The organism is Zobellia barbeyronii (assembly GCF_018603515.1).
Classification (GTDB): Bacteria; Bacteroidota; Bacteroidia; order Flavobacteriales; family Flavobacteriaceae; genus Zobellia; species Zobellia barbeyronii.
The window spans coordinates 95,092-109,751 of the sequence record NZ_JACATN010000007.1; the positions used below are offsets into that span (position 1 = coordinate 95,092).

12 protein-coding genes are annotated in these 14,660 nt (G+C 36.7%); 10 read left to right on the forward strand and 2 right to left on the reverse strand.

What is annotated here, in order from left to right; translation table 11 throughout:
• Nucleotides 1-63: 63 nt before the first annotated feature.
• On the reverse strand, nucleotides 64-2,274 hold the full coding sequence (locus HW347_RS19230; protein ID WP_214613356.1) for a RecQ family ATP-dependent DNA helicase: 2,211 nt from the start codon (nucleotides 2,272-2,274) through the stop codon (nucleotides 64-66).
• A 256-nt stretch (nucleotides 2,275-2,530) separates the two neighbouring features.
• On the opposite strand from HW347_RS19230, the gene HW347_RS19235 reads away from it, so the two are divergent.
• From HW347_RS19235 to lptB, 3 genes are all read left to right on the forward strand, one after another.
• Entirely contained in the window at nucleotides 2,531-3,496 is a 966-nt protein-coding gene (locus HW347_RS19235; RefSeq protein WP_155594324.1) for a KpsF/GutQ family sugar-phosphate isomerase, read from the forward strand.
• On the forward strand, nucleotides 3,496-4,350 hold the full coding sequence (gene tatC / locus HW347_RS19240; RefSeq protein WP_155594325.1) for a twin-arginine translocase subunit TatC: 855 nt from the start codon (nucleotides 3,496-3,498) through the stop codon (nucleotides 4,348-4,350). The genes HW347_RS19235 and tatC overlap by 1 nt, the downstream gene beginning before the upstream one ends.
• Before the next feature lie 90 nt (nucleotides 4,351-4,440).
• A complete protein-coding gene (gene lptB, locus HW347_RS19245; protein WP_214613357.1) occupies nucleotides 4,441-5,181 on the forward strand; it encodes an LPS export ABC transporter ATP-binding protein in 741 nt (246 codons plus the stop codon).
• 2 nt (nucleotides 5,182-5,183) lie between these two features.
• Here lptB and HW347_RS19250 read toward each other — a convergent pair whose 3' ends face one another.
• Complete coding sequence (locus HW347_RS19250; protein WP_214613358.1) at nucleotides 5,184-5,927, reverse strand: CDP-alcohol phosphatidyltransferase family protein; 744 nt, start codon at nucleotides 5,925-5,927, stop codon at nucleotides 5,184-5,186.
• Nucleotides 5,928-6,029: 102 nt separating this feature from the next.
• Between HW347_RS19250 and HW347_RS19255 the strand changes: the two genes are divergently transcribed.
• The 7 genes from HW347_RS19255 (at nucleotide 6,030) to secA (ending at nucleotide 14,435) form a co-directional block, all read left to right on the forward strand.
• Nucleotides 6,030-7,208 (forward strand): Lnb N-terminal periplasmic domain-containing protein, encoded by a 1,179-nt coding sequence (locus tag HW347_RS19255; protein ID WP_214613359.1) that lies wholly within the window; start codon nucleotides 6,030-6,032, stop codon nucleotides 7,206-7,208.
• 4 nt (nucleotides 7,209-7,212) lie between these two features.
• Nucleotides 7,213-9,093 carry an ABC-F family ATP-binding cassette domain-containing protein gene (locus HW347_RS19260; protein WP_214613360.1) on the forward strand — a complete coding sequence of 627 codons (1,881 nt, stop codon included), beginning with the start codon at nucleotides 7,213-7,215 and terminating at the stop codon, nucleotides 9,091-9,093.
• Between the two features lie 67 nt (nucleotides 9,094-9,160).
• Complete coding sequence (locus HW347_RS19265; RefSeq protein ID WP_214613361.1) at nucleotides 9,161-9,664, forward strand: hypothetical protein; 504 nt, start codon at nucleotides 9,161-9,163, stop codon at nucleotides 9,662-9,664.
• 27 nt (nucleotides 9,665-9,691) lie between these two features.
• Entirely contained in the window at nucleotides 9,692-9,850 is a 159-nt protein-coding gene (locus HW347_RS19270; RefSeq protein ID WP_214613362.1) for a hypothetical protein, read from the forward strand.
• Between the two features lie 43 nt (nucleotides 9,851-9,893).
• Nucleotides 9,894-10,478: a cob(I)yrinic acid a,c-diamide adenosyltransferase gene (locus HW347_RS19275; protein ID WP_214613363.1), complete on the forward strand. Its 585-nt coding sequence runs from the start codon at nucleotides 9,894-9,896 to the stop codon at nucleotides 10,476-10,478.
• A gap of 171 nt (nucleotides 10,479-10,649) precedes the next feature.
• A complete protein-coding gene (locus HW347_RS19280; protein WP_013994285.1) occupies nucleotides 10,650-10,874 on the forward strand; it encodes a DUF2795 domain-containing protein in 225 nt (74 codons plus the stop codon).
• A gap of 198 nt (nucleotides 10,875-11,072) precedes the next feature.
• Complete coding sequence (gene secA, locus HW347_RS19285) at nucleotides 11,073-14,435, forward strand: preprotein translocase subunit SecA (protein WP_214613364.1); 3,363 nt, start codon at nucleotides 11,073-11,075, stop codon at nucleotides 14,433-14,435.
• Nucleotides 14,436-14,660: the final 225 nt, after the last annotated feature.

Here is a 14,660-nt window from a genome sequence, read left to right on the forward strand (position 1 = left end):
AGGCAGAACAGAAAAACACTAATATGTTTTCCTGTTCTGCCTTTTTAGATAATGTATATCAAATTAATTCGCTACTTCGCTAATAAATTTTAATCGGTATAGTCGGAGTTCTTCGTCTTCATAATCCCCATCAAACTCTTTCATTGCGGCTTCTAAATCATCGGTTTCCGCTTCTAAAAAGTAATCATGAATTTCTTCCTGCTGATCTTCATCAAGAACCTCATCAATCCAATAATCCAAGTTTAGCCTTGTTCCGCTAAAAACAATCTGTTCCATCTCTTTAATAAGCTGTGGAATATCAATTCCCTTGGCCGATGCAATATCACTTAAAGGAAGCTTACGGTCAACATTTTGTATGATATAAAGCTTAAGAGCTGACTTTGCCCCTGTACTTTTTACTACAAGATCGTCTGGTCTAATGATTTCGTTTTCCTCAACATAACTCGCTATAAATGATATAAACGGTTTGCCATACTTTTTTGCTTTACCCTCTCCTACTCCATAAATGGTAGTAAGTTCTTCTTGGGTAACAGGATATTTCATTGCCATATCCTCTAAAGAAGGATCTTGAAAAACAACAAACGGAGGTACACCAAGTTTATTCGCCTGGCTTTTACGGAGATCTTTCAATTGCTTCAGCAACTTCTGATCGGAAACACCCGCTTTTGCCGCGCTTATAATGGCATCGTTACCTTCTTTGGTATACGTATGATCCATTGTCATCATAAAAGATTGAGGTGCCTCTAAATAAGCTTTCCCTTTATCTGTTACGCGTAATATACCGTATTGCTCTATTTCCTTTTTCAGAAAACCTGCTACCAATGTCTGGCGTATTAAAGCCATCCAGTACTCTTTATCTTTGTCTGATCCTATTCCAAATTCAGGTTTTTCATCTGTTTTATGAGATGTTATCAATGCATTTACCTTCCCCAGAAGGGTTCTTACAACTTCTTTAGATTTAAACTTTTCATGAGTAGCCTTCACCACCCTAATAAGTTTAATCACATTTTCTTTGGCCTCCTCTTTTTCTTTTGGATTTCTGGTGTTGTCATCCATATCTGCACCAAGACCGTTGATTTCATCAAACCCTTCTCCAAAATAATGGAGCATGAATTTTCTACGAGACATAGATGTTTCTGCGTATGCAACAACTTCCTGTAACAAAGCATTACCTATTTCTTGTTCGGCAACGGGCTTGTTAGACATGAATTTTTCCAGCTTTTCTATATCCTTGTACGCATAGAATGCCAAACAATGCCCTTCGCCGTCATCTCTACCTGCTCTACCGGTTTCCTGATAATAGCTCTCAATACTTTTAGGTATATCATGATGAATTACAAAACGCACATCTGGTTTGTCTATTCCCATTCCAAAAGCAATGGTAGCAACAACCACATCTACATCTTCCATCAAGAACATATCTTGATATTTTGAGCGTGTCTTTGCATCAAAACCAGCATGATAAGGCACGGCGCTAACGCCATTTACCTGAAGCACTTGTGCCAATTCTTCTACACGTTTTCTACTCAAACAGTATATAATACCAGATTTTCCGTTGTTTTTCTTAACAAAACGAATAATATCGGAATCTACGTTGGCTGTTTTGGGTCGTACCTCATAAAAGAGGTTAGGCCTATTAAAAGATGCTTTAAATGTTGTAGCATCTGTAATACCCAAGTTTTTAATAATGTCTTCTTGCACTTTTGGAGTAGCCGTAGCTGTAAGTGCGATTATAGCAATATTCTCATCTAACCTGTTTACTATACTTCGTAAATTTCTGTATTCGGGTCTAAAATCGTGACCCCATTCAGAAATACAATGCGCTTCATCTACCGCTACAAATGATATTTTTACAGATTGAAGAAACTCAATATACTCTTCTTTGGTTAATGATTCCGGTGCAACATAAAGGAGTTTAGTAACACCGTCTGTAATATCTTGCTTCACCTGTCTCACTTCTGTTTTTGTCAAAGAAGAGTTGAGTACGTGAGCGATACCATACTCAGAGGATATGCCTCTGATTGCATCTACCTGGTTCTTCATTAATGCGATTAATGGCGAAACCACAATAGCGGTACCTTCTTTCATTAATGCGGGAAGTTGAAAACAAAGCGATTTACCACCACCGGTAGGCATAATCGCAAACGTGTTGTTACCTTGTAAAAGACTGGTTACAACACCTTCTTGAAGACCCTTAAATTCGGAAAAACCGAAATATTTTTTTAACGAGGCATGCAAATCAGTTTTTTTCAAAACATTTTTATCTTTTGCCATATCTCGTAAAAAACTTTAGGTAACTGTATCTTAATTTTTTTAACATCATACTTTTCGTTGCGGGGGACTCTAATTTAGTCAAAATATATTTAAGGGTATTAAATTAGCTATACGTCAAGATTATGTAATTTTGTAATCTTAAATATAAAACAAAGTTTCAGAAACTATTGGGGTTTTTGAATAGTTTTATTCAAAACGGTCGTATTTATCGATTACGAGCACATAAAAACAACAGAATCTTAACACTTCTCATAGTTTGAACGATAGCAAAGCTATTCTTGCAGTGGCCAAGAAAACGATAGAATCAGAAAGTGCATCCATACATAACTTGGGCACTTTATTAAACGAAGAATTTTCAGATGCGGTAAACTGCATTCTTGAGTCTAAAGGCAGAGTCATAGTTTCTGGAATAGGCAAAAGTGCCATAATTGCTTCTAAAATTGTAGCTACACTAAACTCTACAGGTACACCTGCTATTTTTATGCATGCTGGCGATGCCATTCATGGTGACCTTGGAACCGTTCAGGAAGACGATGTTGTTATTTGCATTTCAAAAAGTGGTAGTACCCCAGAAATAAAAATGCTGATTCCTCTTATAAAAAGAGGAACTAACAAATTAATAGCCATGACCGGTAATACCGAGTCTTACTTGGCAAATGAAGCAGATTTTGTACTGAACACTTTTGTTGAGAAAGAAGCTTGTCCAAACAATTTAGCCCCAACAACCAGCACCACTGCACAACTTGTGATGGGCGATGCACTTGCTATTTGCCTCCTGAAATTAAAAGGGTTCAGTAGTAAGGATTTTGCTAAATATCATCCTGGTGGGTCATTGGGAAAACGCCTATACTTAAGAGTTTCGGACATTGTTGCCACGAATCAGAAACCTCAAGTACATGTTGATGCAGAGGTGAAAAAAGTTATTGTGGAGATTTCAGAAAAGATGCTAGGTGTGACCGCTGTTACGGAAGGTGATGAAATAGTAGGCATTGTAACGGACGGTGATATTCGTCGTATGCTAAACAAGTACGATAACATAAGTGGCCTAACTGCAAAAGACATCATGAGCAAGAACCCGAAGACTATTTCCGTAGATGTTCTGGCCATTGAAGCATTAGAGCTCATGCAAGAAAAGGGTATCTCACAATTATTGGGTGTAGACGGTAAAAAATACATGGGTGTTGTACATTTGCACAACTTGATCAACGAAGGCATATTATAATGGCAAACCAAAACACAAAGACTCCCGACGAAATGTCGTTTTTAGACCACTTAGAAGAACTAAGATGGCATTTAATACGGTCCGTTTTAGCCGTAGTAATATTGGGTACAGTAGCATTTGTAATGAGTGGCTTTATTTTTGACACCGTTATATTTGGCCCCTCAAAAATGGATTTCCCTACCTACAGATTCTTCTGTGACGTGGCTACTTCCTTAGGGTTTGACTCTGCGTTCTGTGCCGAAAAGCTTCCTTTTACTATACAGAGTAGAACCATGGGCGGGCAATTTTCTGCCGATATTTGGACTGCTATTTGGGTAGGTTTCATTGTTGGGTTCCCGTATGTTCTTTATGAACTTTGGAAATTTATTAGTCCAGGGCTTCATCCTAATGAGAGAAAACATTCAAAAGGTTTCATTTTTATAGCTTCTTTTCTCTTTTTCATGGGCGTTCTTTTTGGATACTACGTAGTAGCTCCATTATCAATCAACTTCTTAGGTACGTACCAAGTAAGTGAGATTGTACTAAACGAATTTGACCTTGACTCATATATCAGTACCGTTAGAGCTGCGGTAATAGCATGTGGAGTTCTGTTTGAGCTACCAATAATTATTTACTTCTTAACCAAAGTAGGTGTTGTAACACCAGAAATACTTAAGAAGTATAGGAAAATTGCGTTAGTAGTTGTTTTAATTCTTTCGGCGGTAATTACTCCTCCGGATGTTGCAAGTCAGATTATTGTAGCTGTTCCCGTGCTTGTGTTATATCAAGTAAGTATTTATATTTCAAAAATTGTACTTAAAAAAGAAGCCAAGCGCGAGAAGAAAGCAAGAGAAAAAGGGTTAAAGAAATCGTAAACACAAGGCTGTTCCAAAAGTTTACCGTTCCTTTAATTTTTGGTCGTCCCAAATAAAGACCTCCAAAATCCAAAACAAGAAACCTCTAAGATGAAGTTAAGAGCTGAAAACATAATGAAATCCTACCGCGGTCGAAAAGTGGTAAAGGGTATTTCTTTAGAAGTTAACCAAGGAGAGATCATTGGCTTATTAGGACCTAATGGTGCTGGTAAAACCACCTCTTTTTACATGATTGTTGGGCTCATAAAGCCAAACGGAGGAAAGATTTATTTGGACGGAACGGATATTACCAACTTCCCCATGTACAAAAGAGCTCAGAACGGTATAGGATACTTGGCTCAAGAAGCTTCTGTTTTTAGGAAGTTAAGTATAGAAAAGAATATTCTTAGTGTATTACAGCTTACCAAACTCAGTAAAAAAGAGCAGCTCATGAAAATGGAGTCGCTTATTGAAGAGTTTAGCTTGGGACATATCCGTAAGAGTCGTGGCGATTTACTTTCTGGTGGAGAGCGCAGACGTACGGAGATAGCACGTGCTCTTGCTACAGACCCAAAATTTATCTTGTTAGATGAACCCTTTGCTGGTGTGGATCCCGTAGCGGTAGAAGACATTCAGCGTATTGTAGCGCAATTAAAAGACAAGAATATTGGTATTCTTATTACCGATCACAACGTACAAGAAACTTTGGCTATTACAGAAAGGTCATACCTTATGTTTGAAGGTGGCATTCTAAAATCAGGGATTCCAGAAGACTTAGCTGCAGATGAAATGGTTCGTAAGGTATACTTAGGACAAAACTTTGAGCTTCGTAAAAAGAAACTTGACTTCTAAATTTAGCTTTTAGAAGTGCCTAGATTAGATATTAAAGAGGCTACCACATAAAATACAATGATAAACGGTACTGCCAAAAACTTCAGCGTTAATAAAAGTACCGCACTTACGATAAGAAAAATATAGCGCAGTGCATTGTCCTTAAAACTCCAAGTTTTGAATTTTAATGCGAACAGTTCAATATTTGCATTCAAAAGATAAGTGCTTAATACTGTCATGAAAATCAAAAACCATTCGTTTAAAATAATATCGTTCAAAGCATCATTGTTCTGATATAGTAATATTAATGGCAACGAAAGAATTAGAAGTGCATTTGCGGGAGTTGGTAAACCTACAAAAGAAGAAACTTGATTTTCATCAATATTAAACTTCGCTAATCTATATGCTGAACCAAGGGTGATTAGAAAACCAAGAAAAGGAAGCAACCCAGATATACCATCAAAAGAAAAAACAGCACCATCGCTAGCATTCCAACCACCACTTGTAGACATTCCTAATAATTGAAACATCACAATTCCCGGTACAAGACCACTGGTAATCATATCCGCAAGAGAATCTAACTGAACGCCAAGTTCACTTTGAACATTCAAGACCCTTGCTGCCAATCCATCAAAGAAATCAAAGAAAATTCCTAAAAACACGAACAATGCCGCCATTTCTAGCTGGTTAGATACCGCAAAAACCGTAGCGACACATCCACAGAAAACATTCAATAAAGTGATTAGGTTAGGAATATACTTTTTCATGAAATGATTTGCTTTTGCGTAAAAATAATACAATTTAACATCAATCAGGTCAGACCATTATTTATTCGGATATTTGCCGAACGAAATTCAGTAAAATTAGAAATGCAATTGAAAAAAATCTTATTCATATTACTTTTCAGCTTTTCAGTTTTGGGATTTGCCCAAGCCCCTGAATTGACGCCCCAGTCTAAGATAAGCGTCGTTACCTGCGGCCCTGGAAGTGAACTATATTCTACCTTTGGACATAGCGCCATCCGTATTGAAGATACTAGTTTAGGCATAAATGCAATATACAATTATGGCACTTTTGACTTTACTACGCCTAATTTCTATATGAAATTTGTTCGCGGAAAGTTAGATTATTCACTTGCCAGACAAAGTTTTCCTTATTTCTTAAAAGAATACGAGTACGAAAATCGCTGGGTAGGAAGTCAAGAATTGCAATTATCATTGGCCGAACGTCAGGAACTCTTCAATTTTCTTGAAACTAACTACCTTCCAGAAAATAGAGATTATAAGTATGATTTCTTCTACAACAATTGTGCTACCAAAATTTGGGATATTTTAAAAGAAGTATACGGAGACAAACTTGTTTTTGACGAAAACTACTTGAAAGAACTACATACCCATCGCCAATTAATACGGCAAAAGGTTAAAATAAATTCATGGTCTGGTTTTGGTATTGATTTAGCTTTGGGCTCTGTAATAGACGATATTGCTACTCCTAAAGAACACATGTTTTTGCCGGATTATATTATGGAGCAATTAGATGTCGCCCAATTAAACGGGCAACCTTTAGTAGCTCAATCCAAGGTTTTACTAGAAGCTAATTCAGAAGATACTACTTCTAGCTTCTTTGCTTCACCAGAACTATGGTTAATTCTACTTCTAATTATTATCCTGGTATTAACCTATTTTGACTTTAAGAACAATACCCGCAGAAGGTGGTTAGACTTTATACTTTTCTTTAGTACAGGCCTTATAGGTCTACTTATTGTTTTTCTATGGTTCTTTACAGACCACGGCACTACTGCAGGTAATTTTAATATATTATGGGCGTTTCCGCCAAACTTAATCATTGCTTTTATAGTTGCTCAAAAGAGAGGTCCTAATTGGATTGCGAAGTATGCTATTTTTCTAGCTATTTTAATTGTTGTTTCCGGTATTCTTTGGATGTTTGGATTACAACTTTTTTCTCCCTTGATATTGGCCATTTGGGCTGCCCTTATCGCACGATATTTATTTTTATTCTGGTCATATCACAAGCCAAAAATCGCATAATTGCATGAATTTACTTACTGTTGAAAATATTTCCAAGTCATATGGTGAACGTGTCCTGTTCAATGACCTATCCTTTGGTATTAATAAAGGCCAGAAAATTGCTTTGATTGCCAAAAACGGAACCGGAAAAACATCTATTCTAAATATAATGTCCGGACTGGATAGTCCCGATTCAGGACAAGTGAATTACCGGAAGGGTATTCGTGTCTCATTTTTAGATCAAGAACCAGATCTTGATCCCAATTTAACGGTTGAGGAGACTATTTTTGCCTCGGACAATGAAATACTCCAAGTTATAAATGCTTACGAAAAAGCATTACATAATACTGAGGATGCAGATGCGTATCAAATAGCTTTTGAAGCAATGGAACGTTTTGATGCTTGGGATTTTGAAACCCTTTACAAGCAAATTCTATCTAAATTAAAATTAGACAATTTAGATGCGAACGTAGGTCTACTATCTGGTGGACAGAAGAAACGTTTGGCATTGGCAGATGCCATAATAAATAAGCCAGACTTATTAGTTCTTGATGAACCTACCAACCACTTAGATCTTGAAATGATTGAATGGTTAGAGGAATACTTTGCAAAAGAGAACATGAGTCTTTTTATGGTAACTCACGACCGTTACTTCTTAGAAAGGGTATGTAATGAAATTATAGAGCTAGAAAATGGTCAGCTTTACCCATATAAAGGCAATTATTCTTACTACTTAGAAAAAAGGGAAGCACGTATTGAACAAGAATCTGTAGAACAGCATAAATCTGAACGCCTTTTCAAGAAAGAGCTGGAATGGATGCGAAAGCAGCCTAAGGCACGTACTACTAAGTCAAAATCACGAATAGACGATTTTAGCACCATAAAGGACAAAGCTAGCCAAAGGAGAAATGACCATGAAGTTCAGCTAGAAATAAATATGGAGCGCGTGGGCAGTAAAATTCTTGAACTCCACAAGCTTGTAAAATCATACCCAGAAAAGCCTATTTTAGATAAGTTTGATTATACTTTTACGAAAGGAGAACGTATAGGGATTATTGGCAAGAACGGAACCGGGAAATCTACATTTTTAAATATCGTAACCGGATCAGACCAACCAGACTCTGGTAAGGTAATAGTAGGAGATACTATTAAATTTGGTTATTACACCCAAAAAGGAATAAACATCAAAGAAGGCCAAAAGGTTATTGATGTTATTCGTGAATTTGGCGATTTCATTCCGCTAATGAAGGGTAGACAAATTTCTGCACAACAACTATTGGAACGTTTTCTTTTCGATAGAAAAAAACAATATGATTTTGTAGATAAATTGAGTGGTGGTGAAAGGAAACGACTTTACTTGTGTACGATTCTTATTCAAAACCCTAATTTCTTAATACTTGATGAACCTACCAACGATTTAGATATCGTTACCTTAAATGTTCTTGAAAGTTTTCTTTTGGACTTTCCAGGCTGTTTAATAGTGGTCTCTCACGACCGGTATTTCATGGATAAAATTGTAGATCACCTTTTTATATTTAGAGGGAATGCAGTTATTGAAGATTTCCCAGGGAATTATTCAGATTTTCGTACTTACGAGGATAGTAAAGTGTTGGAAAGTCGCGAAGAGAAAGCCAATGTAAAAGAAGTAACGGCAAATAAAACCGAACAAAAAAAGAGTAGTCCTAAGACTAAACTGCCTTATTTAGAACAGAAAGAGTATAACAACTTAGAAAAGGATATTAAGAAACTAGAAGCAAAAAAAGTTAAGGTACAGAACCAATTTGCAGATAGCTCTCTAAGTGGTGAAGACATAGATAAACTTTCTATTGAACTAAAGGAAGTGAACGAAGCTATAGAAGCCAAAACAGAGCGTTGGTTTGAACTTTCTGCATTAATGGAAGGATAAACCTTTTCAAAAGCGAAAACAAGCTCTCATAGTCTTTTTGTCAAAACAAAATAACAAATAGTTACTCGTGCAACAGTTGCTAAAACACTTAAAGTTCTTGCCTTCGGCAACCAATCAACATGGGGTGCACTCCCCTTTTATCTATGGCTACGTTACCAAATGTTTATATGGCAAAAAAAAGTACAGTCGCTCTAAAAGCTTAAATGTGCTTTTTAAAAGTATTGCTTATTTTGGGTCAGAGCAGATTATGTTGCAAGACAGTGAAGATGAGTTAAAGAGGTTGATTAACAACTACTTTCCCGAGGCTAAATTTGTACTAGCAGATGCGGATATAATTTACCTTTCAAATAAAGACACTTCTAAAGTAGAGGTCCTTTTATCCAAGAAAATAAACATGAACAATAATACCATGCTTTTACTGGATGGTATTTATGAATCAAAACAATCCGAAGCTATTTGGAAAACATTAAAAAATAACCCCAAAGTAACGGTAACGGTAGATATGTTCTATTGTGGAGCTGTTTTCTTTAGGGAAGAACAAGCTAAGGAGCATTTTAAAATTCGGATTTAAACGCTTATTTTAGATTAAATTGCAATTATGAGCAACTATACTATTTATATTATTTTAGGAGTTGTGGCCGTCATATATATATTATCATCTATGAACAGCCGCCGGCAGTCAAAAGACCGTAAAAGCCGAAAATTTATGGATAATTACGAAAGTCCCAAAAAAGAAGAAAAAGAACGAGACCGTTAATTTCGTCTATTAAGACACTGTAAACCACTGTAAATTTCTTAAAATGAAAATATACACCAAAACAGGTGATAAAGGAACCACCGCCCTAATTGGAGGTACTCGGGTTAAAAAACACCACGTACGGATAGAAAGTTATGGTACGGTAGACGAACTTAACTCTTGGTTAGGCCTAGTTAGAGATCAAAAGATAGATAGCAGGTCTAAGGAGGTTTTGACCAAAATACAGGAGAAACTATTTGTTGTAGGTGCAATTTTGGCGACTGATCCTGAGAAAGCAATCCTCAAAAATGGAAAAAAACGTTTGAATATTGCTGAAATCAAGGCAACGGATATTGAATTGCTTGAGAAAGAAATTGATGTAATGGACGAAGCGTTGCCTCAAATGACGCATTTTATCCTTCCTGGCGGACACACTACAGTGTCATATTGTCATATTGCCAGAACTGTTTGTCGCAGAGCGGAGCGTATGAGTACACTTCTTTACGAAAATGAACCTTTCAACGAGAACGTACTGTTATTTTTGAACAGACTCTCCGACTATTTATTTGTACTGGCACGAAAGTTGTCAGAAAACTTACAAGCAGATGAAATAAAATGGATTCCTGAGGATACAGAAAAAGACAACTAGCAAGCGATTATAAAATATTTGCTTCAGTTTAATTTGCTTTTCTCTAATAATTTGTTTAATTCATCGTTATCAAACTATTAATACAAAAATAATAGTAATAAAATAGCCTGATTTCCTTGGCTATATCGTTATAAAAATTATTTTTGCAAAAATTTAAATTGAACAACTGAAATGTATTGGACATTAGAACTAGCGTCATATTTAAGTGATGCACCCTGGCCCGCAACAAAAGACGAATTGATAGATTACTCAATCCGTACAGGCGCGCCTCTAGAGGTCGTCGAAAACCTTCAGTCTATGGAAGAAGAGGGCGGTGAGATTTACGAATCCATCGAAGAAATCTGGCCAGACTACCCAACAGAAGAAGATTATCTCTGGAACGAGGACGAATATTAGAAATATTACGTTAATTGAAACAAAAAAGTCTCTATCGAGGCTTTTTTTTTATGTAATTTTGGCAGGCATTTAGGCGAAATGTACATAGACTTCAAACTGGAATACCTTTTGCAAAGAACTACGCCATATGCACAATGTAATTATAGTGCCCTTCCGCTCACAATATCTTAAAGGCGGTCTAATACTAAATAGCTAGAAATGAGTTTTTTAAATTCGATATTAAAAGTATTTGTAGGTGATAAATCTGAAAAAGACGTTAAAGAACTGCAGCCTCTTGTAGAACAGATAAGGTCTTTTGAAAAGCAGTTAGAAGGAATAAGTCATGACGAGCTTCGTGAGAAAACTAAAACCTTTAAGCTCAAAATAGCCGAAGACATCAGTGAATTCACCAAAAAGATAGGTGAATTGGAAGAAGAAGTAAAAGCGTCTACGGATATTGATAAGAACGAAGACATTTATGCCGAAATAGATAAACTAAAAGAGGAATCATATAAAGTAAGTGAAGCAACACTTAACGAGATTCTACCTGTAGCATTTGCAGTAGTTAAAGAAACTGCTAAGCGTTTTGCTCAAAATAATATAATAGAAGTTACTGCATCAGAATACGATAGAGAACTATCTGGCTCAAAAGACTACGTAACTTTAGATGGTGACAGTGCTATTTGGAAAAACTCATGGAACGCCGCTGGAAAAGAGGTTACTTGGGACATGGTTCATTATGACGTACAGCTAATAGGTGGTATTGCACTACACCAAGGTAAAATTGCAGAAATGCATACTGGTGAAGGTAAGACCCTAGTAGCAACATTGCCTTTATACCTTAATGCTTTGTCAGGACACGGTACACATTTGGTTACCGTTAATGATTACCTAGCAAAAAGAGATAGTGCTTGGATGGCTCCTATTTTTGAGTTTCACGGTCTTTCAGTAGATTGTATTGATCATCACCGCCCTAACTCAGAAGGAAGAAGAGCTGCTTACAACGCAGACATTACGTATGGTACCAATAATGAATTTGGTTTTGATTACCTACGGGATAACATGGCACACACGCCAAAAGATTTAGTACAACGTCCACATCATTACTCAATTGTAGATGAGGTAGATTCAGTTTTAGTTGATGATGCTCGTACACCATTAATTATATCAGGTCCCGTGCCTGAAGGAGATCGTCATGAATTTAATGAACTTAAACCTAAGGTTGGTGATATTGTAAATCAACAAAGACATCACTTAACAGGGGTTTTAGCTGAAGCAAAAAAACTAATTCAAGAAGGCAATACTAAAGAAGGTGGATTCTTATTGCTACGTGTGCATAGAGGACTACCAAAGAACAAAGCACTTATTAAGTTCTTAAGTGAAGAAGGTGTTAAGCAGTTGCTTCAGAAAACGGAGAACTACTATATGCAAGATAATAACAGGGAAATGCCTAAAGTAGACGAAGACCTGTTATTCGTTATCGATGAAAAGAACAACCAGATTGAACTTACCGAGAAAGGTGTAGATTATATTTCAGGTGAGCAAAATAGAGATTTCTTTGTAATGCCAGATATTGGTGGAGAAATTGCCAAGATTGAAAATCAGAACCTAGATATTGAAAAAGAAGCTGAACTTAAAGAAGAACTTTTTAAAGAGTTTGGAATTAAGAGTGAGCGTATTCATACCATGAGCCAACTTTTAAAAGCATACACGCTTTTTGAAAAAGATGTGGAATATGTGGTAATGGACAATAAGGTAATGATTGTTGATGAACAAACCGGACGTATTATGGACGGTCGTCGTTACTCGGACGGACTTCACCAAGCTATTGAAGCCAAAGAGAATGTAAAAATCGAAGCGCTTACTCAAACATTCGCCACGGTTACATTACAGAACTACTTTAGAATGTATAACAAGCTTTCTGGTATGACCGGTACGGCTGTTACAGAAGCAGGTGAATTCTGGGAAATATATGAGTTGGATGTTATGGAAATACCAACCAACAGACCTATTGCCCGTGATGATAGACACGATTTAATCTACAAGACCAAGCGTGAAAAATATAATGCCATAATTGATGAAGTTACTAAACTATCTCAAGCAGGCAGACCAGTATTGATTGGTACAACTTCTGTTGAAATATCTGAGTTGTTATCACGAATGTTGACTATCAGAAAAGTAAATCACAACGTACTGAATGCGAAACTTCACAAAAAAGAAGCAGATGTAGTTGCCGAAGCTGGTAACCCAGGTGTTGTAACCATAGCTACAAACATGGCTGGTCGTGGTACAGATATTAAACTGACCGATGAAGTTAAAAAAGCAGGCGGTTTAGCTATTGTAGGTACAGAAAGACATGACTCAAGACGTGTAGATAGGCAGTTAAGAGGTCGCTCTGGTCGTCAAGGAGATCCAGGAAGTTCGCAATTCTATGTTTCTTTAGAGGATAACCTAATGCGTTTATTCGGTTCTGACCGTGTGGCTAAAATGATGGATAAAATGGGCTTGGAAGATGGTGAAGTAATTCAACACTCCATGATGACAAAATCTATTGAGCGTGCGCAGAAAAAAGTAGAAGAAAACAACTTTGGAGTTCGTAAACGTCTTTTGGAATATGATGATGTTATGAACGCCCAGCGTGAAGTAGTCTACAAAAGAAGACGTCATGCTATACAAGGTGAGCGTCTAAAAGTGGATATCGCCAATATGGTGTATGATACTTGCGAAGTTATTGCAGATACCAACAAAGCAGCAAGTGATTACAAGAATTTTGAATTTGAACTTATAAAATATTTCTCCATAACATCTCCTATTTCAGAAGATGAATTTAGTAAAATGAGTGTTCAGGATATTGCTAATAAGGTGTATTCTGAAGCTTATAAGTACTATCAAGGTAAAATGGAGCGTAATGCAGCAACTGCATTTCCTGTTATAAAAAAGGTTTACGAAGACAATGCCAACAAGTTTGAGCGTATTGTAGTGCCTTTTACAGATGGTCTTAAAACGCTTAATGTAGTTACTAATTTAGAACTTGCTTATCAAAGTAACGGGAAGGAATTGGTTACTGATTTTGAAAAGAACATTACGCTAGCCATCATTGATGACTCTTGGAAAACACATCTGCGTAAGATGGATGAGCTAAAGCAATCTGTGCAGTTAGCGGTTCATGAACAGAAAGATCCTTTATTGATTTACAAGTTCGAAGCTTTTGAACTTTTTAAAGAGATGATAGACAAGGTGAATAAAGAAGTTGTTTCTTTCTTGTTTAAAGGTGAGCTACCAAGCGAGAATCCTAACGAGATTCAAGAAGCTAGAACTGTAAGCAGACCTAAAGAAGAGCTTCAGACCAGTAAAGAAGAAATACCTAATAGCGATGAACTAGCAGCTCAGAACAGAGCAGCAGGCCAAACACAAGGCCAACGTCCTCAGGTTACTGAAACTATCGTTCGTGAGCGACCAAAGATTGGCCGTAACGATAGAGTTACTATAAAGAATGTAATCTCTGGCGAAAGCAAAACTGTTAAGTACAAACAGGCAGAACCGCTTATAGAAAACGGAGATTGGGTGCTTACAGAAGGGTAAAAACCAGTACTTATTACAATATTTAACGGCAACTTAGAGATAAGTTGCCGTTTTTTTTGCCCGATTGACGAGTAAAACGCTACTTAAATACAATTGTATCTACTATTGCAGGGCTATGAATAAATTACCCCCAAGGTAAAGTTGCGGTTAGTCAAGCAATTCTATACCTAGTTTATTCAGAATTTAACTTCCAGAAATGCCTCCACTTTAAAATTAAAGTGTGTT

Coding starts and splice junctions, on each gene's coding strand:
- HW347_RS19280 (WP_013994285.1), top strand. CDS start 10,650: ATGTATTGGACATTAGAACTAGCGTCATATTTAAGTGATGCACCCTGG.
- HW347_RS19250 (WP_214613358.1), bottom strand. CDS start 5,927: ATGAAAAAGTATATTCCTAACCTAATCACTTTATTGAATGTTTTCTGT.
- secA (WP_214613364.1), top strand. CDS start 11,073: ATGAGTTTTTTAAATTCGATATTAAAAGTATTTGTAGGTGATAAATCT.
- HW347_RS19270 (WP_214613362.1), top strand. CDS start 9,692: ATGAGCAACTATACTATTTATATTATTTTAGGAGTTGTGGCCGTCATA.
- tatC (WP_155594325.1), top strand. CDS start 3,496: ATGGCAAACCAAAACACAAAGACTCCCGACGAAATGTCGTTTTTAGAC.
- HW347_RS19260 (WP_214613360.1), top strand. CDS start 7,213: ATGAATTTACTTACTGTTGAAAATATTTCCAAGTCATATGGTGAACGT.
- lptB (WP_214613357.1), top strand. CDS start 4,441: ATGAAGTTAAGAGCTGAAAACATAATGAAATCCTACCGCGGTCGAAAA.
- HW347_RS19255 (WP_214613359.1), top strand. CDS start 6,030: ATGCAATTGAAAAAAATCTTATTCATATTACTTTTCAGCTTTTCAGTT.
- HW347_RS19275 (WP_214613363.1), top strand. CDS start 9,894: ATGAAAATATACACCAAAACAGGTGATAAAGGAACCACCGCCCTAATT.
- HW347_RS19230 (WP_214613356.1), bottom strand. CDS start 2,274: ATGGCAAAAGATAAAAATGTTTTGAAAAAAACTGATTTGCATGCCTCG.